Raw genomic sequence first — 24,877 nt, forward strand, 5'->3', positions numbered from 1 at the left:
ATGACCACCCCCCTGACCACCGCGGCCGCCGAGCCCACCACGCCTCCCACGCAGCCGCGCACCACCGGCGCCCCGGCCGCCACGCGCGGCGCGCGCACCACCGGCGCCGGCCGCCGCAAGCGGCTCCCGCACACCCCACTCCACCCCCGCCCCAGCATCCCGCTGACCCTCGTCACCGGCCTGGTCCTCGTCTACACCCTGCTCCCCCTGGCCTGGCTGGTCATCAACGCCACCAAGAGCCAGCGGGGACTCCTCGACTCCTTCGGGCTCTGGTTCGCCGAGGACCTCAACCTGTGGGACAACATCACCCGGACGCTCACCTACGACGACGGCGTCTTCGTCCGCTGGCTGCTCAACACGCTGCTGTACGTCGCCGCCGGCGCGGGCGGCGCCACGGTCCTCGCCGTCCTGGGCGGCTACGCCCTGGCGAAGTACGACTTCCCCGGCCGCAAGGCGGTCTTCGCGGTCGTCATCGGCGCCGTGGCCGTGCCTGGCACCGCCCTGGCGGTCCCGACCTTCCTGATGTTCAGCAACATGGGATTGACGAACACCCCGTGGGCCATCATTATCCCGTCCCTCATCTCCCCCTTCGGGCTCTACCTGATGTGGGTCTTCGCCTCCGAGGCGGTCCCCACCGAGCTGCTGGAGGCCGCGCGGATCGACGGGTCCGGCGAGCTGCGCACCTTCTTCCGGATCGCGCTGCCGCTGCTCATGCCGGGCACCGTCACCGTGCTGCTGTTCTCGATGGTCGCGACGTGGAACAACTACTTCCTGCCGCTGATCATGATCAAGGACCCCGACTGGTACCCCCTCACCCTCGGCCTCAACGCCTGGAACGCGCAGGCGCAGACGGCCGGCGGCGAGGCGGTCTTCGACCTGATCGTCACCGGTTCGCTGCTGACGATCGTCCCCATCGTGGCCGTGTTCCTGCTGCTGCAGCGGTACTGGCAGTCCGGCCTGGCCGCGGGCAGCGTCAAGGAATGACCGCCCACCCCTGATCCGCACCACCCGATGCGCACCATCCGATCCGTACGACGCGATCCGCACCATCCGATCCGTACCTCCTCCTCCGGAAGTCCCTCCCCACCCGCACCACCCACCAGGAGCACCTCCCATGCGAACGCACACCTCCCGCAGACTGATCGGCGCCCTCGCCGTACTCGCCACGCTCACACTGACCGCCACGGCCTGCGGCTCCGGCTCCTCGGACGGCGGCGGGGCGGACGGCCCGAAGGACGTCAAGGCCGCGCTCGAGAAGGGGGGCAAGGTCACCGTGTGGGCCTGGGAGCCCACGCTCAAGAAGGTGGCGGAGGACTTCGAGAAGAAGTACCCGAAGGTCGACGTCGAGCTGGTCAACGCCGGTACCAACGAGAAGCAGTACACCGCCCTGCAGAACGCGATGGCGGCCGGCTCCGGCGCTCCGGACGTGGCCCAGGTCGAGTACTACGCCCTCGGCCAGTTCGCGATCGGCGGCTCCGTCGAGAACCTCGCCGACTACGGCGCCGAGAAGTTCGGCAGCACCTTCACCCCCGGCCCGTGGAACGCGGTCGCCGACGGCAAGGCCATCCACGCCCTGCCGATGGACTCCGGCCCCATGGCCTTCTTCTACAACAAGAAGGTCTTCGACAAGCACGGCATCAAGGTGCCCGCCACCTGGGACGAGTACGTGGAGGCGGCCCGGTCCCTGCACAAGGCGGACCCCGAGCTCTTCATCACCAACGACCTCGGCGACGCCGGCGCCACGACCAGCCTCATCTGGCAGGCGGGCGGCCGCCCCTACAAGACGGACGGTACGAAGGTCACCGTCGACTTCACCGACAAGGGCTCCCGCACATACACGGAGACCTGGCAGAAGCTCCTCGACGAGAAGCTCGTCGCGCCCGTCGCCTCCTGGAGCGACGCCTGGTACAAGGGTCTGGCCGACGGCTCCATCGCCACCCTCTCCATCGGCGCCTGGATGCCCGCCAACTTCACCTCCGGCGTCCCGTCCGCCTCCGGCGACTGGCGGGTGGCACCGCTGCCGCAGTGGACCAAGGGCGACAAGGCGAGCGCCGAGAACGGCGGCAGCTCCCTCGCCATCCCGAAGGTCGCCAAGAACAAGGAACTGGCCTACGCCTTCGCCGAGTTCGCCACCACCGGCGCCGGGGCGACCTCCCGCGTGGCCGCGGGGGCCTTCCCCGCCACCCGCGCCGACCTCGAGTCGAAGGCGTTCCTCGACACCCCGTTCCCCTACTTCGGCGGCCAGAAGGCGAACCAGGTCTTCGCCGAGTCGGCCCGCAACGTCGCCACCGACTGGTCGTACCTGCCCTTCCAGGTGTACGCCAACTCGGTCTTCAACGACACCGTGGGCAAGGCGTACGTCTCCTCGACGCAGCTCTCCGACGGCCTGAAGACCTGGCAGGAGACCACCGTCAAGTACGGCAACGACCAGGGCTTCAGCGTCAACAAGTAGCCGTACCCGCCGGCTTCCGCAGCAAGGGCTTGCCCTCCCCCGTATGTTTGCGCAAACATACGGGGGTGGCGATGCCTCTATCCGCACCACCCTCACGTACAGGAGCAAGCAGCGCATGCCCGTTCTCCAGACAGACAAGGCCGGATTCCTGCTCGACGGTCAACCCTTCCGGTTCCTGTCCGGCGGGCTGCACTACTTCCGGGTCCACCCGGACCAGTGGCGGGACCGGCTGCGCAAGGCGCGGCTCATGGGGCTCAACACGGTCGAGACGTACGTGCCGTGGAACCTCCACCAGCCCCGGCCCGACCGCTTCGTCCTCGACGGCGGGCTCGACCTGGCCCGGTTCATCGAACTCGCGGACGAGGAGGGGCTGTACGTCATCCTCCGCCCCGGCCCGTACATCTGCGCCGAGTGGGAGGGCGGCGGCCTGCCCTCCTGGCTGCTCGCGGAACCGGACATACGGCTGCGCTCCCGCGATCCGCGGTTCCTGGCGGCGGTGGACGACTACTTCACCCGCCTCCTCACCCCGCTCCGGCCCCACCTCGCCTCCCAGGGCGGCCCGGTCCTCGCCGTCCAGGTGGAGAACGAGTACGGGGCGTACGGCGACGACACCGCGTATCTGGAGCACATCGCCGACTCCCTGCGCCGCTGCGGAGTGGACGTCCCCCTCTTCACCTGCGACCAGCCGGTCGACCTGGAGCGGGGCTCCCTGCCCGGAGTCCTCGCCACCGCCAACTTCGGCAGCCGTTCGGCCCACCACCTGGCCGCCCTGCGCGCGGAGCGCCCCGACGGGCCGCTGATGACGACGGAGTTCTGGATCGGCTGGTTCGACCGCTGGGGCGCGCACCACGTCGTACGGGAGCCGGAGCAGGCCGCGTGCGAGCTGGACGAACTCCTCGCCACCGGCGCCTCGGTCAACTTCTACATGTTCCACGGCGGCACCAACTTCGGCTTCACCAACGGCGCCAACGACAAGCACACCTACCGGCCCACCATCACTTCCTACGACTACGACTCCCCGCTCGACGAGGCCGGGGACCCGACGGCGAAGTACACCGCCTTCCGCGACGTCATCGCCACGTACGCGCCGGTACCGAGCGGACCCGTCCCCTCCCCCGGCGCCAAACTGTCCGTTCCCTCGGTGGCGTTGACGGAGAGCGCCGAGCTGCTGCCGCACGCGGCCGCTCTCGCGACGGGGATCGCCTCCCGCCGGCCGCTGACCATGGAGGAGCTGGAGCAGGACTTCGGCTTCGTCCTGTACGAGACCACCCTGCCGCTGCGCGGTCCGGCCCTGCTCGAGGTCGACCGGGTGCACGACCGCGCCCAGGTCTTCGTGGACGGTCAGCCGGTGGGCGTCCTGGAGCGGGAGAGCCACGAGCACGCCCTGGCCTTCACGGTCCCCCGGGCCGGCAGCGTCCTCTCGATCCTGGTGGAGAACCAGGGCCGGGTGAACTACGGCCAGGGGATCCACGACCGCAAGGGGCTGCTCGGCGCGGTGCTCCTCGACGGGGCCGAGCTCCTGGACTGGACGAATCGTCCGCTCCCGCTCACCGTGCTGGAGGACGTCCCCTTCGCCACGACGACGGCGTCGCCCGTCGGACCGGCCTTCCACCGCGGCACGTTCGACATCGCGGAGGCGGCCGACACCTTCCTGCACCTCGACGGCTGGACCAAGGGCAACGCCTGGGTCAACGGCTTCGCGCTCGGCCGCTATTGGTCCCGGGGCCCGCAGCGCTCGCTGTACGTCCCCGCGCCCGTCCTGCGTGCCGGGACGAACGAGATCGTCGTCCTGGAACTCCACGCCGGGCACCGGGCCCGTACCGTCGACTTCCGCGAGACGGCGAACCTGGGCCCCACCGAGGAGTAGACGCGGCGCATGAGCCGGGGCACGGAACCGGCGTACGCCCCGGCCCGGGCCGCCCGTGTGGACGCGAGGGCCTCCAGGTGCAGGCCCTCGCCGCCGCGTTCCGTCAGGAAGGGGTACGGCTCCGGGCGGCGCGGCGGCCGGCCTTCACCGGTCCGAAGGTCTCGCGGTCGTCGAGGAACCCCTCCAGGGCGAAGGTCGCGGCGCCCAGGGTGACGGGGTTGTCCGGGACGGTGCTCAGGCGCAGCTCCGCCGCGCGCAGGGACTGCGGCAGGGCGTGGTCGGCCGCCGCCTCGCGGATCCGGTTCAGGAACCCCTCACCGAGCCGTTCCGCGGTCGACCCGGCGATGACCAGGGCCTGGGGGTTGAAGAGGTTGAGGAGGTTGGCCACGGCCGCGCCCAGATAGCGGGCGGTCATGTCGATCGCCTCGACGGCCGCGGGGTTGCCCCCGGCGGCGGCGCGGGCGACCGCCTCGACCACCGCCGCGTCGTCCCCGCCTCCCGGCGGGCCGCTGTCCGGCGCCAGTTCCCGCACCGTCCGGGCGATGCCGGAGGTGCTGACGTACGTCTCGACGCACCCCCGCTTCCCACAGCGGCATTCCCGGCCTTCGAGGACGAGGCACGTGTGGCCCCACTCCCCCGCGCTGTTGGTGGCCCCGCGGTAGAGCGCCCCGCCGACGGCGATGCCGGCGCCCACGCCGCCGCGCAACGTCACCACCACAAGGTCGTCGACGTCCCGGCCCGCGCCGAACCACATCTCGGCGACCGTGCCGGCCTTGAGCGGGTTGTCCAGGTAGAGCGGCATGCCGAGCCGTTCGGCCAGCAGGTCGCGCAGCGGAACCTCCCGCCAGGACCAGTACGGCGAGAAGACCGACACGCCGCCCTCCCGCTCGACCAGGCCGGGCACGCTGACGCCGGCACCGAGCACCCGCGAGGACGGAGTGCCCGAGCCCGCCAGCAGGTCGGCGACGGCGGTCGCGATGGTGTCGACGACGTCGGCGGGCCGGACCTCCTCGCGGGGCAGGGGCAGTTCGACGCCGTGCAGGACCCGGAGCTCCAGGTCGAAGAGCTGTGCCTGGATCGCCGTCTCGGCGATGTCGATGCCGAGCAGCGCGCCGCGCCCGGCGTTGACCGCGAGACGGGCCCGGGGGCGCCCGCCGCCGGAGTCCTCGTGGCCGGCCTCGACGAGCACGGCGGCCTCCAGCAGCTCCGCGGCGAGGTTGGCCACCGTCGCGAAGGAGAGGCCGGTGGCCGCCGCGATGTCCTGCCGGCTCACCGGCCCGGGTGCCGCGTACACCTGCCGCAGGGCGTCGAACCGGTTGCCGCGCCGGATGTCCTGGGCGGTCCGCTTGACCATCGGTCGCGTCCTCCTGGTCGGGGTGGATGGATGCGGCCGACCTTATTCCATTCGTTGGAGGAAGAGTATTTACACGGGTTATACGAAGTCCTAGAGTCGAGGGGCGGGACCCGACAAGGAGCAACGACATGCGATGGAACGCGGTCCCCTGCACCCCCGAGCCCGGACACTTGTCCGAGGGGCCGGTCTGGGACAGGGATCGACAGGAACTCCTCTGGGTCGACATCACGGCGGGCCTGGTCCACCGTGGCGACCTCGTGGACCGGGGCGACGGAAGCGGTCTGCCCGATGTGGCCCCCCTGGTCGCCCTGACCCTCGACCGGCCGGTCGGAGCGGTGGCGCCGTGCGCCTCGGGGGCTCTGGTCGCGGCCGCCGGGACGGAGTTCTGGATCCTCACGGAGGACGGCGGCCGGCGGCCGCTCGCCGCGCCGGTCATCGCCGACGACGGAGTGCGCCGCAGGATGAACGACGCCGCGTGCGACCCCCAGGGGCGGCTGCTGGCCGGAACCATGGCCTACGACGTCATCGAGGGCGCCGGCGCGCTGTACCGCCTGGATCCGGACGGGACGGTCGTCACCCTGCTCGACGCGGTGACCATCTCCAACGGACTCGGCTGGAGCCCCGACGGCCGGCTGCTCTACTACGCCGACAGCCCGACGCGACGCGTCGACGTCTTCGACTACGACCTCGCCACCGGAACCCTCTCCGGCCGCCGCCTCTTCGCCGCGTTCGGCGAGGGCGAGGAGCCGGACGGGCTGGCCGTCGACACCGAGGGCCGGGTCTGGGTCGCCGTCTGGGGAGCGGGCCAGGTGCGCGCGTTCACGCCGGAGGGCGAGCCCCACGCGGTCGTGGACGTGGCCGCCGCGCACGTCTCCAGCTGCGCCTTCATCGGACCGGAGCTCGACGTGCTGGTGATCACCACCGCCTCCGAGGGGCGCAGCCCGGAGCAGTTGCGCGGCGAACCGGACGCCGGGCGGCTCTTCGTCTGCCGCCCGGGCGCCACGGGCCTGCCCGTCGCGCCGTTCGCCGACACCTCCGGTGACGGGGCGCCGGTCCCCGGTCCCGCCTCCGCCGGCTCCCCGGCGGGCGGGGGCCCCGCCCTGGCTACCCCCGCCACGCTCGCCTCCGCCGCCCCTTCCGCTTGCCCGACCTCCGCCCCCGACCAGCAGGGAACCCCGTCATGACGGATCTGACCGACGCGCTCGCCGCCACGCCGGTGATCGCCATCCTCCGCTCCGCGTCGCCCCGCCGCTTCCCCGAAGTCGCCGACTGCCTCCACGACTCGGGCGTGCGGGCCGTGGAGTTCACGCTCACCACCCCCGGCGTCCTGGACGCGCTGCGCGAGTACGCCGGTGCCAAGCCCGAGGGGCTCGCGCTGGGCGCCGGCACGGTCATCACCCCGGCCGACGCACAGGCGGCGGTGGCGGCGGGCGCGACGTACCTCATCACCCCGGCGACCTGTCTCGACGTCGTCGCCGAAGGCCGGCGGCTCGGAGTCCCGGTGCTGCCGGGCGCGTTCACGACCAGCGAGATCCTCTCCGTCCGGAACGCCGGTGCCACCATGGTGAAGCTCTTCCCCGCGTCGGCCGGCGGGCCGGACTACCTCCGTGCCGTCCGCGCGCCGCTCGGCTCGATCCCCCTGGTGCCGACCGGCGGGATCTCTCTCGACCAGGCGCCCGCCTACCTCGATGCCGGCGCCGCCGCCCTCGGCATGGGCGGCCCCCTGGTGGGCGACGCCTGCGAGGGCGGCAGCCTGGCCGCCCTGCGCGAGCGCACCGCCGTACTCCTGGACGGGATCGGCTCGTGACCGCGCCCGACAGCGTGGCCGGCGGCCCGACCCCCGCGTCGCTGGTCGCGCCCGCCCACGCGGCCGACGGCCCGGCCCCGGCGTCGCTGGTCGCGCCCGACAGCGTGGCCGGCGGCCCGGCCCCTGCGTCACTGGTCCCGCCCGCCCGCGCGGCCGGGGGCCCGGCCCCGGCGTCACTGGTCCCGCCCGTGCACGCGGCCGACGGCCCGGCCCCGGCGTCACTGGTCACCCTCGGCGAGGCGATGATCGTCGCCGCCGCGACCGATCCCGGCCCGCTCGCCGGCGGCGCGCCGCTGCGGCTGGCCTTCGCCGGCGCGGAGGCGACCGTCGCGATCGGCGTGCGCCGCCTCGGCCACACCGCCTCCTGGACCGGCCGGGTCGGCGCCGACTCCGGCGGCGCGATGATCCTCGGCGGACTGCGCGCCGAGGGCGTCGACGTCACCCGCGCCATCGAGGACGACACCGTCCCGACCGGGCTCATGCTGCGGGAGCGCCGCACCGTCGACCACACCCGCGTCACGTACTACCGCCGCGGCATGGCCGGTTCCCGCCTCTCGCCGGGGGACGTCGACGAGCGGCTCGTCGCCGGGGCGCGGGTCCTGCACGTCACGGGCATCACGCCCGCGCTCGGCGACGGCCCCCGGGCGGCGGTGCGCCGGGCCGTCGAGATCGCCCGGGCGGCCGGCGTCACGGTCTCCCTGGACCTCAACTTCCGTTCCCTGCTGTGGTCCCGCGAAGAGGCCGCCGTCGAACTCGCCCGTCTCGTCTCCGAGGCCGACATCGTCTTCGCCGGCCCGGAGGAGGCCACGCTCGTCGTCGCCGAGGCCGAGGCGGCCGCCATGGCCCAGGCCATGCTGCGACTCGGCCCGCGGGAGGCCGTCCTCAAGCTCGGGTCGCGCGGCGCCCTCGCGGCCGTCGGCGACGCGGTCGTCTTCCAGGACATCGTCCCCGTCACGCGGGTCGATCCCATCGGGGCGGGCGACGCCTTCGTCGCCGGCTATCTCGCCGCCCTCCTCGACGACGCGCCGGTGCGCGAACGGCTGCGGACCGGCGCCGCGTGCGGCGCGTTCACGGTCGCGGTCCGGGGCGACTGGGAGGGTCTGCCCCGCCGCGCCGAACTCGCCCTCGTCCACGGCGAGGACGTCACCCGCTGACCGGGCGCCTCCCTCGCCTCCCCTCCCCCTCTCTCTCCCCACCCCTACAGGACCCTCACCATGAACCGTTTCCACGGGAGGACCGCCGTCGTCACCGGCGCGGCCTCCGGCATCGGCGCGGCCGTCGCCGTCCGCCTGGCCGCCGAAGGGGCGGCCGTCGTCCTCGCCGACATCGCCGAGAAGCCCGGCGAGGCCCTCGCGGAGAGGATCCGCGGAGTCGGCGGACGGGCCGCGTTCAGCCGCTGCGACGTCTCCGACGAGCGGGACTGGACCGCCCTGCGCGACCGTACGCACGCGCTGTTCGGACCCGTCGACATCGTGCACAGCAACGCGTTCGTCCACCGGGACGCGGCCCTGCACGAGATGACCCTCGCGGACTGGAACCGCGAGATGTCCGTCAACCTCACCGCGGTCTTCTTCGCGGTCGGCGCGTTCATCGACGATCTGCGCGCCGCACGCGGCTCGTTCATCGCCACCTCCAGCGTGCACGCGCTGTTCGGGCTGCCCGGCTACCCCGTGTACGCGGCGGCCAAGGGCGGCATGTGCGCGCTCGTCCGCCAGCTCGCCGTCGAGTACGGACCCGACGTGCGCTTCAACTCGGTGCTGCCCGGCCCGATCCTCACCGAGACCTGGGACGGCGTGGAGGAGGACGGCCGCGAGCTGTCCGCCCGGGCGACCGCCCTCGGCCGGCTCGGCCGCCCCGAGGAAGTGGCCGCCGCCGTCGCTTTCCTGGCCTCCGAGGAGGCCTCGTACATCACCGGAACGAGCCTGACCGTGGACGGCGGCTGGACCGTGAAGAAGGAGTCCAAGTGAAGATCACCTCACTGCGTACCTATCTGGTGGCCCCCCGCTGGTGCTTCCTGCGCATCGACACCGACGAGGGCATCACCGGCTGGGGCGAGCCGGTCGTCGAGGGCCGGGCGCACACCGTCGCGGCCGCCGTCGAGGAGCTCTCCGACTACCTCGTGGGCCAGGACCCGCTGCGGATCGAGGACCACTGGCAGGTCCTCACCAAGGGCGGCTTCTACCGCGGCGGTCCCGTGCTCTCCAGCGCGGTGGCCGGCATCGACCAGGCGCTGTGGGACATCGCCGGCAAGGCCCTGGGCGTGCCGGTGTGGCAGCTGCTCGGCGGCCATGTCCGTGACCGCGTCCGGGTCTACAGCTGGATCGGCGGCGACCGTCCGACCGATGTCGCCGCGGAGGCGGCGGCGCGCCGGGACGAGGGCTTCACGGCGATCAAGATGAACGCCTCGGCGCAACTGCGGCTGATCGACACGCCGGACGCGGTGCACGACATCGTCGAGCGGGTGGCGAGCGTCCGCGAGGAGGTCGGCAACGGCTTCGACATCGCCGTGGACTTCCACGGCCGGCTCACCCTCCCGATGGCCCGGCGGGTGGTACCGCTCCTGGAGGAGTACCTGCCGTTCTTCGTCGAGGAGCCGGTCGTCCCCGAGCTGAGCGACCGCATCGGCGAGATCGTGCGCTCCACGAGCATCCCGATCGCGACCGGCGAACGCCTGTACTCCCGCTGGGACTTCAAGAGCGTCCTGGAGGCGGGGGTGGCCGTCGCCCAGCCCGACCTCTCGCACGCCGGGGGCATCTCCGAGGTGCGGCGGATCGCGGCCATGGCGGAGGCGTACGACGTCTCGCTGGCGCCGCACTGCCCGCTCGGGCCCATCGCGCTCGCGGCCTGCCTCCAGGTCGGCTTCGCCACACCCAATCTGCTCATCCAGGAGCAGAGCCTGGGCATCCACTACAACGAGGGGTCGGACCTCCTCGACTATCTCGTGGACCAGTCCGTCTTCCGTTACGACAACGGTCACGTCGGCCTTCTCACCGCCCCGGGCCTGGGCATCGAGATCGACGAGAAGGCGGTGGAGCGCGCCGCGGAGACCGGCCACCGCTGGCGCAACCCGGTGTGGCGCCGCGACGACGGCTCCCAGGCGGAGTGGTGACGCGTACGGCGTCGGTCGTCGGGGCGTCCTTCCGGTCGTACTGAACCGGACGGGCGGGCCCGTACATCCCCTCGGCGCCGCCGGTCTCCTGTGCAGGAGACCGGCGGCGCTCCGCGTTTCCCGTGGGCGCCGCGCGGGCCTTTCCCAGGCCGTCCCCCGTGCCACCCCGGACCACCCTCGGGTCGCGTCCGTGAGCGGTGCAGGGGTCCGGCACACGAGCGAGGCCCGTCCCCTCGGGGGGACGGGCCTCGGTCCTGCCGCGGTGGGTGGGGAGCCGGGTCAGTGCGGCAGTCCCACGGCCCGTTCGCCGCTGCGGCGCTGCTGGATGACCACCGCGGCCACCAACAGGGCGCCCTGGGCGACGTTCTGCCAGAAGGTGTTGATGCCCTCGACCGTGAGTCCGTTCTCGAGCGCTCCGAGCAGGGCGACGGCGAGCAGCGTGCCCCCGACGCCGCCCTTGCCGCCCTTGAGCGCGCAGCCGCCGAGGGCCGCGGCGGTGATGGCCTTGAGTTCCAGGCCCTCGCTGCCGGAGACGGGCTGGCCGGAACCGGTACGGGCGGTGAGCAGGATGCCCGCGATGGCGGCGACGACCCCGATGAGGGCGTAGACCGCGACCAGGTACTTGTTGATGTTGATGCCGGCGAGGCGGGCGGCGGTGTCGTTGCCGCCGATCGCGTAGAGATTGCGGCCGATGTCCGTGTACTTGAGCATCACGTGCACGGCGACCGCGACGACGATGAGGATCCAGATCATCACCGGCAGCCCGGCGATCTTGCCGCGGCCGAGGAAGACGAAGACCGGGTCGTTGAGGACGTACCCCTGCGCGCGGCCGTCGGAGACGAGCTGGGCGACGCCCTTGTACGCGGCGAGGCCGGCGAGGGTGGCGATGGTGGGGTTGACCCGGCCGTAGACGATGGCCACGCCGTTGACGACGCCGACGAGGGCGCCGATGAGGAGTGCGGCGCCCATCCCCAGGTACGGGTTGGAGCCGGCGGAGGTGAACGCCATCGCGCTGACCACGGAGGCCAGGCCCGCCTGCGATCCGACGGAGATGTCGAGGCCGCCGCAGATGATGACGACGGTCTGGACGATGGCCAGCAGGCCGGTGATCGTGACGGCCTCGCCGATGACCTGGATGTTGGACCAGCTGAGGTAGTTCTCGTTGAGGGCTCCGAACAGCGCCAGCACCACGACGAGCGCGCCGATGAGGCTGAGGTTCTGTCCGCCGAGGGCGGCCAGCGGCGTGCGCTTGCGGGCCGGCGCGGGCCCCGGGGCCTTCTCGGTCTCGGCCGGGGAGCTGGTGGCGGTGGTCATCGGGAGCCTCCATGGGCGGAGTCGGTGCGGGGCCGTGCGGGGTCGGCCGGGGTGGGGGCGGTGTCTACGGTGGCGAGGTCGTCGGCCATGGCGAGGTTGAGGATCGACTCCTCCGTCGCCTCGGCGCGGGCGAGTTCGCCGGTCACGCGGCCGTTCTGCATCACCACGACGCGGTCGGCGAGTCCGAGCACCTCGGGCAGCTCGGAGGAGATCACCAGCAGGGCGACGCCGTCCCGCGCCAGGTCGGCGATGATCCGGTAGATCTCCGCCTTGGCGCCGATGTCGATGCCACGGGTGGGCTCGTCGAGGATGAGGACCTTGGGCCGGCGCAGCAGCCAGCGGGCCAGGACGACCTTCTGCTGGTTGCCGCCGGACAGCTTGCGCACCTCGTGCTCGATGGACGGGGTGCGGACGCGCAGCCGGTCGGAGAACTCCTGGGCGACGACCTTCTCCTGGCCGCTGCGGACGAAGCGCATCCGGCGCAGGCGCTCCAGGCTGACGAGCGAGGTGTTGTCGCGGATGGAGCGCTGCAGGAAGAGGGCCTGGGCCTTGCGTTCCTCGGGCGCCAGGCCGATGCCGGCCCGGATCGCGTCCTTCGGGCTGCGCAGCCGCAGGGGCCGGCCCTCGAGGGAGATCCGTCCGGAGCGCAGGGGCCGGTCGCCGGCGAGGGCGAGGGCCAGCTCCGAACGGCCCGCGCCCATCAGCCCGGCGAGGGCGACGACCTCTCCGGCCCTGACCCGGAGGCTGATGTCGCTGACGTCGTCGGTGGTGACGCCGTCCAGTTCCAGGACGACCTCCTCGCGGGCCACGTCCTGCCGTACGAACAGCGAGGACAGGTCACGGCCGACCATCATCCGGACGACTTCGCCCTCGTTGGTGGTGCCGGCGTCGAGCACACCGGCGGAGGCGCCGTCGCGGAGGACGGCGATCCGGTCCGCGAGGCGGAAGATCTCCTTCATCCGGTGGGAGACGTAGATGATCGCGATGCCCTGGGCGCGCAGCCGGTCGATCAGGGCGAAGAGCGCCTCGGCCTCGTTCTCGGCGAGCGAGGAGGTCGGTTCGTCGAAGGCGATGACCTTGGCCTCACCGGTGAGGGCGCGCAAGATCTCCACCAACTGCCTTTGCGCGGCCGTCAGTTCGGAGCCGAGCTGGTCGGGGTCGATGACCCGCTCGAAGCCGAGGCGGGCCAGGTCGGCGGTGATCCGGCGGCGCAGCTCGGTGCGGTCGAGGCGCCGGCCGGCCTTGCGGGGCAGGGACCCGGCGTACACGTTCTCCGCCACGGAGACGTGCGGGATGATCTCCGGCTCCTGCGGGATGATGCGGATCCCGGCCTTGCGCGCGTCCTGCGGGGAGGCGAAGGAGACCGGGGCTCCGTCGAGCAGGACGCGCCCCTCCGTGGGCTGGTGGTCGCCGGTGAGGATCTTGAGCAGGGTGGACTTGCCCGCGCCGTTCTCGCCCATGAGGGCGGTGACCTGGCCGGGGAGGAAGGTCAGGGTGACACCGCCGAGGGCCTGGACGGCACCGAAGCGCTTGGTGATGTTCTCGACGGCGACGCCGGCACCTGGCGGAGGGACGGGTGTTGCCGGCGCGGGGGGTCGGGTGCCGGGTGTGGTCATGGTGGCCTCACGGACTGGAGGGGCGGGTACGGGCCGACGGAGCGCCGGCGGGGTGGAGGCGGCGAGGGAGCCGCAGAGGGCCGGCGCGGCACCGGACCGGGACCGGGGACCGGACGCGAGACCGGGCCGGAACCAGGGGCCCGAGCGAGAGACCGGGCCGGGGGCCGGGTGCGATTCCGGGCCGGAACCCGGGCTGAGGGCGCTTCCGGGCCGGGGGCGGCGCGGCCCCGGGGGCCCGCGCCGCGCGGCGCGGGAGGAGGGGCCGGTGCGGCGGGCGGGACGGTCCGCCGCACCGGGGCCGAGTGCCGCGGCTCAGCCGCAGGTGACGCCGGCGGCCTTCCAGTTGGAGGCGTCGACCATCTTCGTCGGGGCGAAGGCCTCCTTCGGGAACGCCTTGCCGTTCTTGAGCTTGTCGTACATCGTCTGGACGGCCAGGGCGCCGACGTCCTTGCCGTTGATGAACAGGGCGGCCTTCATGCCGGACGGCTTGCCGGAGCTCCAGTTCTTGCAGGCGAGGTAGGCGCCGAGGCCGACCCCGATGACGTCGTCGGCCTTGAAGCCGGCGTTCTCCAGCGCGGTCACGCCGCCCTGGACGTTCTCGTCGTTGCAGCCCCACACCACCCAGTGCTTGACGCCCGGGTTGGCGGTGATCGTGGCCGCGATCTTGTCCTGGGCACCGGTCGGGCTGTTGTCGGTGGGGACGTCGATGTTCTGCACCGCGACGCCGGCGGCGGCGGCGAACCCGGCCTTGGAGGCCTTGACGCGGTCGGTGCAGACGGTGACGTCCTGCTTCCAGGCGGAGAGGGTGCGGGTCTCCGCCGGGTTCCAGCCTGCCTTCTTGAACTCCTCGGCGGCGCGCTTGCCGACCTGACCGCCCATCTGGGCGCCACTGAAGCCGATTCGGGGCACCAGCGCGTCGGCCGCACAGCCGGCCGGGTCAGGACCGGTGGTGCAGATCTGGTCGTCGGAGGTGAGCAGCGCGACCTTGGCGTCCTTGGCTATCTGGGCGACCTGCGGACCCACGGCCGGGTCGGGCACGACGACGATCAGACCGTTGCTCTTCTGCGAGATCGCCGACTGCGCCTCGCTGATGGTCTTGTTGGCGTCGGTTCCGAGGTTGACGACCTTGAGGTCGATGCCGAGCTCGTCCGCCTTGGCCTTGGCTCCGGCCGCCTCACCGACGAAGTACTCCTGGTCGCCCTGCTTCTGCAGATACGTCAGGGAGATCTTGCCGTCCACCTTGGCGACGTCACCGCCTCCGGAACCGGCCGCCTGCTGACCGCTGGAGCAGGAGGTCAGGGCGAGAACGGAGGCCAGACCCAGGACGACCACCGCTGCCGGTCGGCGGTTTCGGTCAGTAAGCATGTCATTCCCCTTGCTTGGACGGGCCGCACACGGCCGACCGGTGAGGCACAGGATCATCGGGTGGACTCGCGGCAGGCCGTCGAGAGAGGGAGGAGCGACGGTTCCGGTCCTGTCCGACGACGGTGACGAGAGCGGGCGACCGGGGCGCTTCGGGGGGTACTGAAGTCACCACAGTCAGTCGTTAATCAACTCGACGCGACACAGAAAATCGCCGTTTCCATCAAAAGTCAACAGCATGGCCGGAAGGTATCGGATCGATACGCCCCTGTTATCCGACACTCGCCGCCCCCGCGTGCGAAGAAAACGCTTTCTACGACCGTCCAAGGACAGACATTGTCCAGCCGCGCACAGGGCCCTGGCACCTTTTGTCCAGGCAGGGCGATCACATTGACTCCCCCTCGCCAATGTTGGAATATGTTGAACCCTGCTTCCGGCGGGTGCCCGCGTCAGGACGGACGGTGTACAGCCGGAGATCGAGGAGCCGATGCCGATGAAGGCCGTTGCGTGCGCCCCCGGTCCGGACGTGCTCCCCGAAGGGCCGGTCTGGGACGCGGAGGAAGAGACGCTGCTGTGGGTGGACCGCACGGCGGGCCGCATCCGCCGTGCGTCCCTCTTGCGCCGGGGCGACGCGAGCGGCCTGCCGGACCTCCGCCTGCGGGAGACGCTCACGCCGGGCCACACGGGCGGGGCCGTCGTGCCGTGCGCCTCGGGCGGCCTCCTCGTCGGCTCAGGTGCGGCGCTCGTCCGCCGGAGCCGGTCCGGGCCGGACGTCCGGGTGGACCTCCCGGTGCCGTTCCCCGACGGCGTGCGGCGTTGGGTGAGCGAGGCGCGGTGCGACCCCCGCGGACGGCTGCTGGCCGGAACCATGGCCTTCGACGCCCGGTCCTGCGGCGGCTCCATACATCGGCTCGATCCCGACGGCTCCGTCTCCGTCCTGGTCCACCACGTCTCCGCCCCGAGCGGCCTCGGCTGGAGTCCGGACGGACGGATCCTCTACGCGGCCGACGCCGCCGCGCGCAGGATCGACGCGTTCGACTACGACCCGGAGACGGGCAGGCCGGCCAACCGGAGGACGTTCGCCTTCTTCGACTCGGCCGAACCGCGCGGACTGGCCGTCGACGCGGGCGGCCGGGTGTGGGTGGCCCTGTGGGGCGGCGGCGGGATCCACGCGTACGCCCCCGACGGCACCCTGGCCGGCGTCGTGGAGGTCGCCGCCGCCCACGTCTCCGGCTGCGCCTTCGCGGGCCCGGACCTGGACGTCCTGATGATCACCACGGCCAGGCCGCGCCGCGGCACGGAACGAGCCGCTCCGGACGGCCCGCCGGAACCGGACGCCGGCCGGCTCTTCCTCTGCCGGCCGGGACCGACCGGGCTGCCGACGCCGCCGTACGACGACAGCCGCTGGGACCGCCCGCCCGCCGCCACCCCGCCTCACGACGGAGGGGAACGCGGGCACGCGGCCCGGAGCGAGGGCGGGGCGGAGCACGAGGAGGGACACGGGCAGGGGTACCGGGAAACATGGGAAGACCCGCATGCGGACGACTCATTGACTCCGCGTCGGCCGTCATGAGAGAAACCGCTTACTAGCGGGCGTTCCTCCCGCACCGCCACCCCACCTCCCGGGGGTCCCTCGCCATGCGCCCACCCCTCCCCGCCGCTCTTCCGGCCTCGCTCCCCGCCGCCGTCACCGCCGCGTCGCCGTCCCGACGCGCCCTGCTCCGCGCGGCGTTGGGCGCCGCGGCCGTCGCGCCGTTCGCGATGTCCGCCTCCGCCGCGGCCGCCCCCGCGGCCGACGCGTACGACACCCTCCGCCTCGCCTGGCGGGACCTCCTCCTCGGCACGGACCTCGACCCCGCCGCCGAACCGTTCGCCTCGAAGCTCGCCGCGCTCGGCGAGACCGCCCGCGCCCTGCGCTCCGCCATGTCCCCGGCGAACGGCTCGCTCTGGCCCGACCTGCCCTACCTCGACCCGGAGCCGGACACGGACGCCGAGTCGTACACGTACTCCGGGAACCTCAACACCGGCTTCAACCGGCTGCGGACCCTGGCCGAGGCGTACGCCCAGCCCGGCACCGGCCTCACCGGCGACACCGGCCTGCGCGCGGATGTCCTCCGCGGGCTCGACCACCTCCACGACCAGGCCTTCCACGCGGGCCGGGCCCGCTACGGCAACTGGTACAACTGGCAGATCGGCATCCCCCAGGCCCTGTTCGACATCGACGTGCTGCTGTACGAGCACCTCGGGGCGTCCCGTATCGCCGAACACACCGCCGCCGTCGACCACTTCGTCCCCGACAGCGCGGTCGCGGCCTACACCGGCACCTCCACCGGCGCCAACCGGGTCGACCTGTGCCGGGTCCTCGCGCTGCGCGGTGTCGTCGGCAGGGCCCCGGCGAAGCTCGCCCTCGCGCGCGACGCGCTGTCGCCGGTCTTCCCGTACGTCTCCTCGGGAGACGGGCTCTACGCCGACGGCAGCTTCGTCCAGCACCTCTACGTCCCGTACGCCGGCTCGTACGGCGCCGTCATGCTCGGCGGCCTCTCGATGCTGTTCGCCCTCCTCAAGGGCTCGGCGTGGGAGGTCACGGAGAGCGGCCGGCAGGTCGTGTTCGACTCGGTCGAGAAGGCGTACGCGCCGTTCCTCTTCAACGGCCTCGCCATGGACGCCGTCTCGGGCCGCGCGATCAGCCGGGGCGTACAGAAGGCGGACACCCGGGGCGTCCGCCAGGACGACCACCTGCGCGGCCACGCGATCATCGCGTGCGTGGCCCTGCTCGCCCGGAGCGCGTCCGCGGCGGAGAAGGCCCGCTGGGACGGCATGGTCAAGGGCTGGATCGCGCGGGACCGTTACAGCCCGCTCCTCACCAGTCCCGCCCTGGGGGTCGCCGCCCTCGCCCGTCTGAAGACCGTCGACGGCGGTACGGCGCCGGCGACCGCCGAGCCGGTCGGGCACCGCCTCTTCCCCGGCATGGACCGGGCCGTGCACCGCCGCCCGGGCTGGGCGGCCGGTCTGTCCATGGCGTCGAAGCGGATCACGTACTACGAGAACGGCAACGGCGAGAACCTCAGGGCCTGGCACAGCGGCTCCGGGATGCTGTACTGGTGGGGCGGCGACTTCGCCAACGGCCAGTACAGCGACGACTTCTGGCCCACGGTCGACCCCTACCGGCTGCCCGGCACCACCGCCTCCCGCAAGCCCCTCACCGACGGCCAGGGCGGCGCGTGGGGCGTCGCCCGGCCGGACGTGCGCTGGGTCGGCGGGGCCACCGACGGCACGTACGCGGCCGTAGGGCAGTACCTCAAGGGGCCGGCCTCCACCCTCCTCGCCAAGAAGTCGTGGTTCTTCCTGGACGACGCGGTCGTCTGTCTCGGCGCCGGGATCCACGGCCGCGACGGCACCGGCGTCGAGTCGGTGGTCGAGAACCGCAACCTCGGCGCGAACGGCGTCCACGCCTTCACCGTCGACGGCTCGGCCCGGCCCACCACGCCCGGCTGGAGCGCCACCCTCACCGGCGCCCGGTGGGCACACCTCGCCGGGCACGCGGGGTACGTCTTCCCGGGCGGCGCGGCCGCGCCGCTGAAGGCACTGCGCGAGGCGCGCACCGGCGCCTGGTCGGACATCAACCGGGGCGCCGCGACCGATCCGGTCACCCGCCGCTACCTCACCCTCTGGTTCGACCACGGCACCGACCCGACCTGGGCCGCGTACTCCTACGTCCTGATGCCCGGCGCGAGCACCGCGGCGACCGCGGCCCGCGCGGCCGACCCGGCCTGGCTCCAGGTGCTCGTCAACAGCAACGACCAGCAGGGCGTACGCGTCCCGTCCCTGGGCTTCACCGGGATCAACTTCTGGCTCGGCGGCACGGTCGGAGCCGTGACGGCCGGCGCGCCCGCCTCGGTGCTGATCCGCGAGACGGGCACCACCGCCACCGTCTGCGTCTCCGGCCCCCTACGGGACGGAGCGGCCGTCGACCTGACCTGGAACCGGCCGGTCCCGGCCGTCCTGTCGAAGGACCCCACGGTCGCGGTCCAGGCCACCGGTCCGAGCCTCAGGCTGCGCGTCACTCCGGGCACCCTCGCGGGGGTGCACCGTGCGGTGGTCCGCCTGGGCTGATCCGCGCGGGCACCCCTGAGCCCCGGGGCCCGGGCCGCGGGAGCGCGGGCGTCGGGCGCGGTTCAGGTCTCGTCCGGGTGCGCCGTACTCCCCTACGCGACGACGGGTCGCCGCCCCGCGACCGGGACGGCGACCTTCCCGGGGCCGCACGGGCGGCGGAGGTCCTCACCTGCCGGCGCGGCGGCGTCAGAGCGGTACGGCCTGCCCGGCGGCGCCGACCGGCTCGCCCACCGCGGCGCCGGCGCCCGACGGAGGGACGCCCGCCGCGCCGCCGCGCAGGGCGGTCAGGAACGAGCGGGCCCAGTGGCTCACGTCGTGGGTGAGGACCTGGCCGCGCAGGGCGCTCATCCGGCGCCGCGCCTCCTCCGGGGTGATCTCCAGGGCACGGGCGAGCTGCGCCTTGACCTCCTCCAGGTGGTACGGGTTGACCTGGAGCGCGTCGGTGAGTTCGGCGGCGGCGCCCGCGAACTCGCTGAGGACCAGCGCGCCGCCGAGGTCGTGGCGGCAGGCGACGTACTCCTTGCACACGAGGTTCATCCCGTCACGCAGCGGGGTGACGAGCATGACGTCGGCCGCGCGGTAGAAGGCGGCGAGCTCCTCGCGGTCGACCGAGGTGTGGAAGTAGTGCACGGCGGGGTGTCCGACCCGGCCGAACTCGCCGTTCATGCGGCCCACGGCGCGTTCGATGTCCTCGCGCATCCGGATGTAGTGCTCGACGCGCTCGCGGCTGGGGGTGGCGATCTGCACCATGGTGGTGTCCCGGGCGGAGATCCGGCCCTCGGCGAGCAGCTCGTGCAGGGCGCGCAGCCGGACGTCGATGCCCTTGGTGTAGTCGAGCCGGTCGACTCCGAGCACGACCTTCCGGGGGTTGCCGAGGTCGGCGCGGATCCGCCGGGCACGGCGCTCGATGTCGGGCCTGCGGGCCAGCCGGTCGAGTTCGGCCGCGTCGATGGAGATCGGGAAGGCCCCCACCCCGACCGTGCGGTCGCCGACCGTCAGCAGGCCGGGCTCGTCATCGACGGCCGACACGGGCCGTGCGGTCTCCGCCTCGGCAAGCGTCCGGGCGAGCCACTGGAAGTTCCGTGCCCCGATCGGGCGGTGGAAGCCGATGAGGTCGGCGCCGAGGAGTCCCTGGACGATCTCGGTGCGCCAAGGGAGCCGCATGAACAGCTCGACCGGCGGAAACGGGATGTGCAGGAAGAACCCGATCCGCAGGTCGGGACGGAGGTCGCGCAGCATCGCGGGGACGAGCTGGAGCTGGTAGTCCTGGATCCAGACCGTCGCCCCGTGCCCGCTGACCTGGGCGGCGGCCACCGCGAACTTCCGGTTGACCTGGACGTACGCCTCCCACCAGCGGCGGTGGTACTCCGGCGGCACGACGACGTCGTGGTACAGCGGCCACAGGGTGGCGTTGGAGAAGCCCTCGTAGAACTGGTCGACCTCTTCCGCGGTCAAGTCCACCGGGTGCAGAAGCAGTTCGCCGTCCTGCCAGGATCCCCGGGACGTCCCGCCGACCCCGGGCCAGCCGACCCACGCCCCCTGCTGTGCGCGGAGGAACGGCTCGAGCGCGCTCACGAGACCGCCGGGGCTGCGCCGCCACCGTTCGGCGCCGTCCGCGCCCCGCTCCAGGCTCACCGGAAGCCGGTTGGCGACGACGACGAGCCCGGCTCCGGCCGACGGCGTTCCGTGCCCCGGCGACCCGCTTCCCTGCGACTCGTTCCCCCTCGACGCGTTTCCCGGCGACCCGTTTGCCGACGACTCGCTTCCCGGCGACCCCTCCTCGCGCGGCCCGTTCCGGTGCAGCCCGTTCCGGTGCGGCCCGTTGCCGCGCAGCCCGTTCTTGTGCAGCTCTTCCATCCGGAGCCCTCTTTCGGGAGATCACTCGGTCCAGGCACACCAGGAAAACGGTGGGCGTAGTTCCGGAAGTCGACGATCGCCTTCAGATCGGTGGTGCCCCGGTGGTTCTCGAAAATGTCCAACAGGCTGGCTTATTGCTCGAATTCATGCACGGTGGCGGCATATTCCTTTCCCCCGCCGGTGCTCTTGTGTCGGGGGAAACGGGTGAGAGCAGAGGGGCCGAAGCGAAAGAGGCTCCCCTTCCCGATGGGCTCCCCCGAGGCGGCCCTCCGCCCCACGGCCACCGCGACGGCGCGGCCGGGCGTCCATGGGCCTCTGACGGCGCTCCAGGGGACAGCGCCGCGGCCGGAGAAAGGCATGCCCGAGAATCACCCCGCGCGTGGGCAGAAATGCGACCCCTGCGACGGGCGAGGCGCCCGGGGCGGATCGGGGCACGCTCCGCTCGGTGGGCGAGGACGGCCGGAAACGGGGGCGGCCCGGAGGGCGGAGGATGTGGAATGCCTTCAGCTCGTCGACCCGAGCCCCCTCCCGACTGCTCTTTCCGGTACCCCGGGAATTCTCGCGGTCTCCCTTTTGGCCTGTGACCGACGCCCGTCCGACGCCGACCGGCGAGGGCGTGGACCCGTCTGTCCTGGGCCGCCACGCGGACCGCCCCGTCATCCATGCCGCCGCGTCCCGCTCACCGTCGCAGACCACTCGGACAGGCTGTCCCGTCTGGCGGCCCGCACCCCCATGACGGACGCTGAAGCTCCGCTCCGGTCAGCCGGACCACCGCCCCCTCCCCGGGGCGGAAGGGCGTCGCCGACCCCGGCGGGACCGGCGCCGCGGCCCGTCTTCCCCACCCCGTCGGAGGAGATCACCCATGTCGCCTTCATCCGCGCCCCGCAGGCAGCACGCGGTCGTCACGGGCGGCACCGGCTCCGTCCGGCCGTTCGCGGGCGGGGGGTCCAGGTGAACGACACCCGCCCCCCACTCTCGTACGCCGTCGTCATCCCGACCCTCGGCCGGCCCAGCCTCGGCCGCTGTCTCGACGCCCTGGCCGCCTCCCCCGGGCCGGGGCCGGCCCAGGTGCTGATCGTCCACGACCGGCCGGGCGGCGGAGCGATCCCCGGGCTCCGGATCCCGGACGCCCTGAAGGCCAGGACCGTCTTGGTGCCCGGCGGAGGGCGCGGCCCGGCAGCGGCCCGCAATACCGGCGCCGCGGCCGCTGGCTCCGCCCCGTGGATCGTCTTCCTCGACGACGACGTCATCCCCTCGGCCACCTGGGGCGAGGACCTGGCCCGCGACCTCGCCACCGCGTCGTCCGACACGGCGGCGGTCTCCGCGCGCATCGACGTACCGCTGCCGGCGGACCGCCGCGCCACCGACTGGGAACGCCGCACGGCCGACCTCTCCATCGCCCGCTGGATCACCGCCGACATGGCCTTCCGCCGCGAGGCGCTGGCTGCCTCCGGCGGCTTCGACGAACGCTTCCGGCGCGCCTGCCGGGAGGGCACCGACCTGGCGCTGCGGCTTCTCGACGGCGGCTGGGTCCTCGCGGCCGGCACCCGCAGGACCTCTCATCCCGTACGCCCCGCCGACCGCTGGGTCTCCCTGCGCCAACAAGCCGGGAACGCCGACGACATCCTGATGGAGCGGCTGCACGGCCCCGACTGGTGGACCCGCGCGGACGCCCCCCGCGGCCGGATCCCCCGCCACCTGGCGGTGACCGCGGTCGGCGTCTCCGCCCTGTGCTGCGCGGCACTCGGCCGCCGGGGCGCCGCCGCCATGTGCGCGGCGGGCTGGCTCGCGGGGACCGCCGAGTTCGCTCTCGCCCGCATCGCCCCGGGCCCCCGCACGCGGGAGGAGATCACCACCGTGCTCCTGACGAGCACGGTCATCCCCGCGGCCGCCACCTGGCACCGCGCGCGCGGCCTGGTCGCCCACCGCGCCGCCCGCCCACGCGGCCCGGCCGGCCCGCCCTCCCTCCACCCGACGGCTCCGGACGGGCCCCGGCGGGCGGAGGTCCGCTCATGACCGGCCGTATCGATGGCCGGGTCCCGCGGGCCGAACCTCCGGTGGACACGGTGAGGTCCACGCTGTCGGTGCCGCCGGGGAGACGCGGCCGCCGAGGTTGTGGTCGTGCTTCCGGGGAACCCTGAGGGCCGTGACCGACCGACGGAACCGCTCGTGAAGGAAGGAGAGCCATGGCCGACACCCTCGGCTTCGACCCCCGGACGGTGATCGTCACCGGGGCGGACTCCGGTATCGGCCGCGCCGTGGCGGTGCGGCTGGCGGAGGCGGGACTGGACGTGGGCATCACCTGGCACACCGATGAGGAGGGCGCCTCGGCCACGGCCGAGGAGGTGCGTGCCCAGGGCCGCAGGGCGGCGGTCGCGCGGATGGACCTGACGCGGCTGCCGGAGGCGGCCGACGTGGTCGATCTGCTGGCGGAGGAGCTGGGCCGGGTCGACGTCCTCGTCAACAACGCGGGGACCGGTACGGCCACACCCTTCCTCGATCTCGACCTGGCGACCGTCCGTTCCGTCCTCGACGTGGACCTCGTCGGGCCACTGCTGTGTTCGCAGCGCGCGGCCCGCCGCATGATCGCCCAGGGTGGCGGCGGCCGGATCGTGAACGTGACGTCGGTGCACGAGCACCAGCCCCGGGTCGGCGCCGGCCCGTACTGCGCGGCCAAGGGCGGCCTGGGGCTGCTGACGCAGGTCATGGCGCTGGAGCTGGCGGAGCACGGCATCACGGTGAACGCGGTCGCGCCCGGCGAGATCGCCACGCCGATGACCGGCCAGGAGGACGCCGACGTGCTCGCCGCGTCCCGCCCGGGCATCCCGCTCGGCCGGCCGGGGGACGCCCGTGAGGTGGCGGCCGTGGTGGCGCTGCTTGCGGGGCGGGAGGCGTCGTACGTCACCGGCGCCTCGTGGTCGGTGGACGGCGGGATGCTGCGGATGGGGCCGATGGCGGGCTCGCACCTGGAGAGCGACGACTGGCGGCGCCCCTGACGACGGGATGTCTGGGCGGGACGGCGGCGGGTACGCGCCGCATGACCGGCGGACACGCCGCGCGCGCCGTTCGCGCGGGCGGCCGCTCGGGGCGGACGAGCCGGAGGCGAAGTGAAGACGAGGACGAGCACGAGGACGACGGCGGAGGCGGGAGCGGAAGAGCCGAGGGGGCCGGGGCGGAGGCACGGCAGGGGTGCCGGGAAGCGTTCCGGACCCCCCTTGGTGGCCGTCTATCTCAACGACCACCTCGCGGGAGCCTCCGCGGGTGTGCAGTTGGCGCGCCGGATGACCCGGGCGCATCGCGGCAGGGCCTTCGAACGGCAACTCGCCGAGCTGGCCGAGGAGGTGCGGGAGGACCGCCGGACGCTGTGCCGGCTCATGGAGGTGCTCGGCGTCCCCCGGCGGCGTTCCAGGGCCGCGGCGGGGTGGGCGGCCGAGAGGCTCGGACGGTTCAAGTTCAACGGAAGGGTGCTGACCCGCTCCCCGCTCAGCGACGTCCTCGAACTGGAGGCGATGCGGCTGGCCGTCGAGGGCAAGGCCGACTGCTGGCGCTCCCTGCGCGGGCTGGCCCGGACGGATCCCCGTCTCGACCCGGACGCCCTGGACGAGCTGATCCAGCGCGCCCGGCGCCAGTCCCAGGCCCTGGAGGCCATGCGGACGACGGCCGCGACGCACGTCCTGACAGCGGAGGTACGGTCGACCGCGGCAGGAGCGCCCGCCCCGCGCGACCTCCCTCCCGCGAGCCTCAGTTGAGCAGCCGCAGGACCGCCCGCTCCACCGCCCCCTGGGTGGCGGGGCGGCCGAACACCCCGTCCTCGCCGAGGCGGTCCAGGGCGGACGCGATCGTATCCCCGGCCTCGAAGCGTTCGACGACGGTCGGGTCGATGTACGAACTGCGGCAGACGGCGGGCGTGTTGCCGAGGTAGCCGCTGACTTCCCGTACGGCCCGGCCGACCGCCCTGGCCCGGGCGGTCCGAGACTCCCCCGCCCTCTCCTCGGAGACGGCGAGGGCGACGGGGCCAGCCGGGAG

18 protein-coding genes and 1 pseudogene are annotated in these 24,877 nt (G+C 73.3%); 13 read left to right on the top strand and 6 right to left on the bottom strand.

All coding sequences use genetic code 11. The features are described from left to right. From ACZ6RC_RS11615 to ACZ6RC_RS11625, 3 genes are all read left to right on the top strand, one after another. Positions 1-984 carry a carbohydrate ABC transporter permease gene (locus tag ACZ6RC_RS11615; protein ID WP_469581301.1) on the top strand — a complete coding sequence of 328 codons (984 nt, stop codon included), beginning with the start codon at positions 1-3 and terminating at the stop codon, positions 982-984. Positions 985-1,114: 130 nt separating this feature from the next. After that, positions 1,115-2,452: an ABC transporter substrate-binding protein gene (locus ACZ6RC_RS11620; RefSeq protein WP_469581303.1), complete on the top strand. Its 1,338-nt coding sequence runs from the start codon at positions 1,115-1,117 to the stop codon at positions 2,450-2,452. Between the two features lie 115 nt (positions 2,453-2,567). After that, positions 2,568-4,319, top strand: coding sequence for a glycoside hydrolase family 35 protein (locus ACZ6RC_RS11625; protein ID WP_469581306.1), 1,752 nt, complete (start codon positions 2,568-2,570; stop codon positions 4,317-4,319). A 103-nt stretch (positions 4,320-4,422) separates the two neighbouring features. On the opposite strand, the gene ACZ6RC_RS11630 is transcribed toward ACZ6RC_RS11625, so the two are convergent. Then, positions 4,423-5,673, bottom strand: coding sequence for an ROK family protein (locus ACZ6RC_RS11630; RefSeq protein ID WP_469581310.1), 1,251 nt, complete (start codon positions 5,671-5,673; stop codon positions 4,423-4,425). A 128-nt stretch (positions 5,674-5,801) separates the two neighbouring features. On the opposite strand from ACZ6RC_RS11630, the gene ACZ6RC_RS11635 reads away from it, so the two are divergent. Genes ACZ6RC_RS11635 through dgoD form a run of 5 tightly spaced genes read left to right on the top strand, consistent with a single transcriptional unit; the run spans position 5,802 to position 10,589 of the window. Next, positions 5,802-6,857 (top strand): SMP-30/gluconolactonase/LRE family protein, encoded by a 1,056-nt coding sequence (locus tag ACZ6RC_RS11635; RefSeq protein ID WP_469581313.1) that lies wholly within the window; start codon positions 5,802-5,804, stop codon positions 6,855-6,857. Next, the gene (locus ACZ6RC_RS11640; protein ID WP_469581316.1) at positions 6,854-7,480 is read left to right on the top strand and encodes a bifunctional 4-hydroxy-2-oxoglutarate aldolase/2-dehydro-3-deoxy-phosphogluconate aldolase; all 627 of its coding nucleotides are present in this window, start codon (positions 6,854-6,856) and stop codon (positions 7,478-7,480) included. The genes ACZ6RC_RS11635 and ACZ6RC_RS11640 overlap by 4 nt, the downstream gene beginning before the upstream one ends. Beyond that, complete coding sequence (locus ACZ6RC_RS11645) at positions 7,477-8,634, top strand: sugar kinase (protein ID WP_469581319.1); 1,158 nt, start codon at positions 7,477-7,479, stop codon at positions 8,632-8,634. Before ACZ6RC_RS11640 ends, ACZ6RC_RS11645 begins: the two co-directional genes overlap by 4 nt. 60 nt (positions 8,635-8,694) lie before the next feature. Further along, positions 8,695-9,447: an SDR family NAD(P)-dependent oxidoreductase gene (locus ACZ6RC_RS11650; RefSeq protein ID WP_469581322.1), complete on the top strand. Its 753-nt coding sequence runs from the start codon at positions 8,695-8,697 to the stop codon at positions 9,445-9,447. Further along, positions 9,444-10,589, top strand: coding sequence for a galactonate dehydratase (gene dgoD / locus ACZ6RC_RS11655; protein ID WP_469581325.1), 1,146 nt, complete (start codon positions 9,444-9,446; stop codon positions 10,587-10,589). The genes ACZ6RC_RS11650 and dgoD overlap by 4 nt, the downstream gene beginning before the upstream one ends. 279 nt (positions 10,590-10,868) lie before the next feature. Here dgoD and ACZ6RC_RS11660 read toward each other — a convergent pair whose 3' ends face one another. From ACZ6RC_RS11660 to ACZ6RC_RS11670, 3 genes are all read right to left on the bottom strand, one after another. Continuing rightward, the gene (locus tag ACZ6RC_RS11660; RefSeq protein WP_469581328.1) at positions 10,869-11,903 is read right to left on the bottom strand and encodes an ABC transporter permease; all 1,035 of its coding nucleotides are present in this window, start codon (positions 11,901-11,903) and stop codon (positions 10,869-10,871) included. Continuing rightward, positions 11,900-13,519, bottom strand: a complete 1,620-nt coding sequence (locus ACZ6RC_RS11665; protein ID WP_469581330.1) for a sugar ABC transporter ATP-binding protein — start codon at positions 13,517-13,519, stop codon at positions 11,900-11,902. The genes ACZ6RC_RS11660 and ACZ6RC_RS11665 overlap by 4 nt, the downstream gene beginning before the upstream one ends. Before the next feature lie 312 nt (positions 13,520-13,831). Further along, positions 13,832-14,884, bottom strand: a complete 1,053-nt coding sequence (locus tag ACZ6RC_RS11670) for a substrate-binding domain-containing protein (protein WP_469581333.1) — start codon at positions 14,882-14,884, stop codon at positions 13,832-13,834. Between the two features lie 490 nt (positions 14,885-15,374). Here ACZ6RC_RS11670 and ACZ6RC_RS11675 point away from each other — a divergent pair, with 490 nt between their 5' ends. Both ACZ6RC_RS11675 and ACZ6RC_RS11680 read left to right on the top strand, forming a co-directional pair. After that, entirely contained in the window at positions 15,375-16,454 is a 1,080-nt protein-coding gene (locus ACZ6RC_RS11675) for an SMP-30/gluconolactonase/LRE family protein (protein ID WP_469581335.1), read from the top strand. A 65-nt stretch (positions 16,455-16,519) separates the two neighbouring features. Next, complete coding sequence (locus ACZ6RC_RS11680; RefSeq protein ID WP_469581339.1) at positions 16,520-18,994, top strand: polysaccharide lyase 8 family protein; 2,475 nt, start codon at positions 16,520-16,522, stop codon at positions 18,992-18,994. A gap of 186 nt (positions 18,995-19,180) precedes the next feature. Here ACZ6RC_RS11680 and ACZ6RC_RS11685 read toward each other — a convergent pair whose 3' ends face one another. Beyond that, on the bottom strand, positions 19,181-20,851 hold the full coding sequence (locus ACZ6RC_RS11685) for an alpha,alpha-trehalose-phosphate synthase (UDP-forming) (protein ID WP_469581342.1): 1,671 nt from the start codon (positions 20,849-20,851) through the stop codon (positions 19,181-19,183). 951 nt (positions 20,852-21,802) lie between these two features. Between ACZ6RC_RS11685 and ACZ6RC_RS11690 the strand changes: the two genes are divergently transcribed. From ACZ6RC_RS11690 to ACZ6RC_RS11700, 3 genes are all read left to right on the top strand, one after another. Beyond that, positions 21,803-22,867, top strand: coding sequence for a glycosyltransferase family 2 protein (locus ACZ6RC_RS11690; protein ID WP_469581345.1), 1,065 nt, complete (start codon positions 21,803-21,805; stop codon positions 22,865-22,867). Positions 22,868-23,037: 170 nt separating this feature from the next. Next, complete coding sequence (locus tag ACZ6RC_RS11695) at positions 23,038-23,847, top strand: SDR family oxidoreductase (protein ID WP_469581348.1); 810 nt, start codon at positions 23,038-23,040, stop codon at positions 23,845-23,847. Between the two features lie 222 nt (positions 23,848-24,069). After that, positions 24,070-24,600 carry a hypothetical protein gene (locus ACZ6RC_RS11700; protein ID WP_469581351.1) on the top strand — a complete coding sequence of 177 codons (531 nt, stop codon included), beginning with the start codon at positions 24,070-24,072 and terminating at the stop codon, positions 24,598-24,600. Here ACZ6RC_RS11700 and ACZ6RC_RS11705 read toward each other — a convergent pair. Then, a pseudogene (locus ACZ6RC_RS11705) lies at positions 24,593-24,862 on the bottom strand (DNA topoisomerase IB); the annotation flags it as partial. The gene ACZ6RC_RS11700 and the pseudogene ACZ6RC_RS11705 overlap by 8 nt on opposite strands. Between the last annotated feature and the right edge of the window lie 15 nt (positions 24,863-24,877).

The sequence above is a fragment of the Streptomyces sp. NPDC048353 genome (assembly GCF_055587165.1).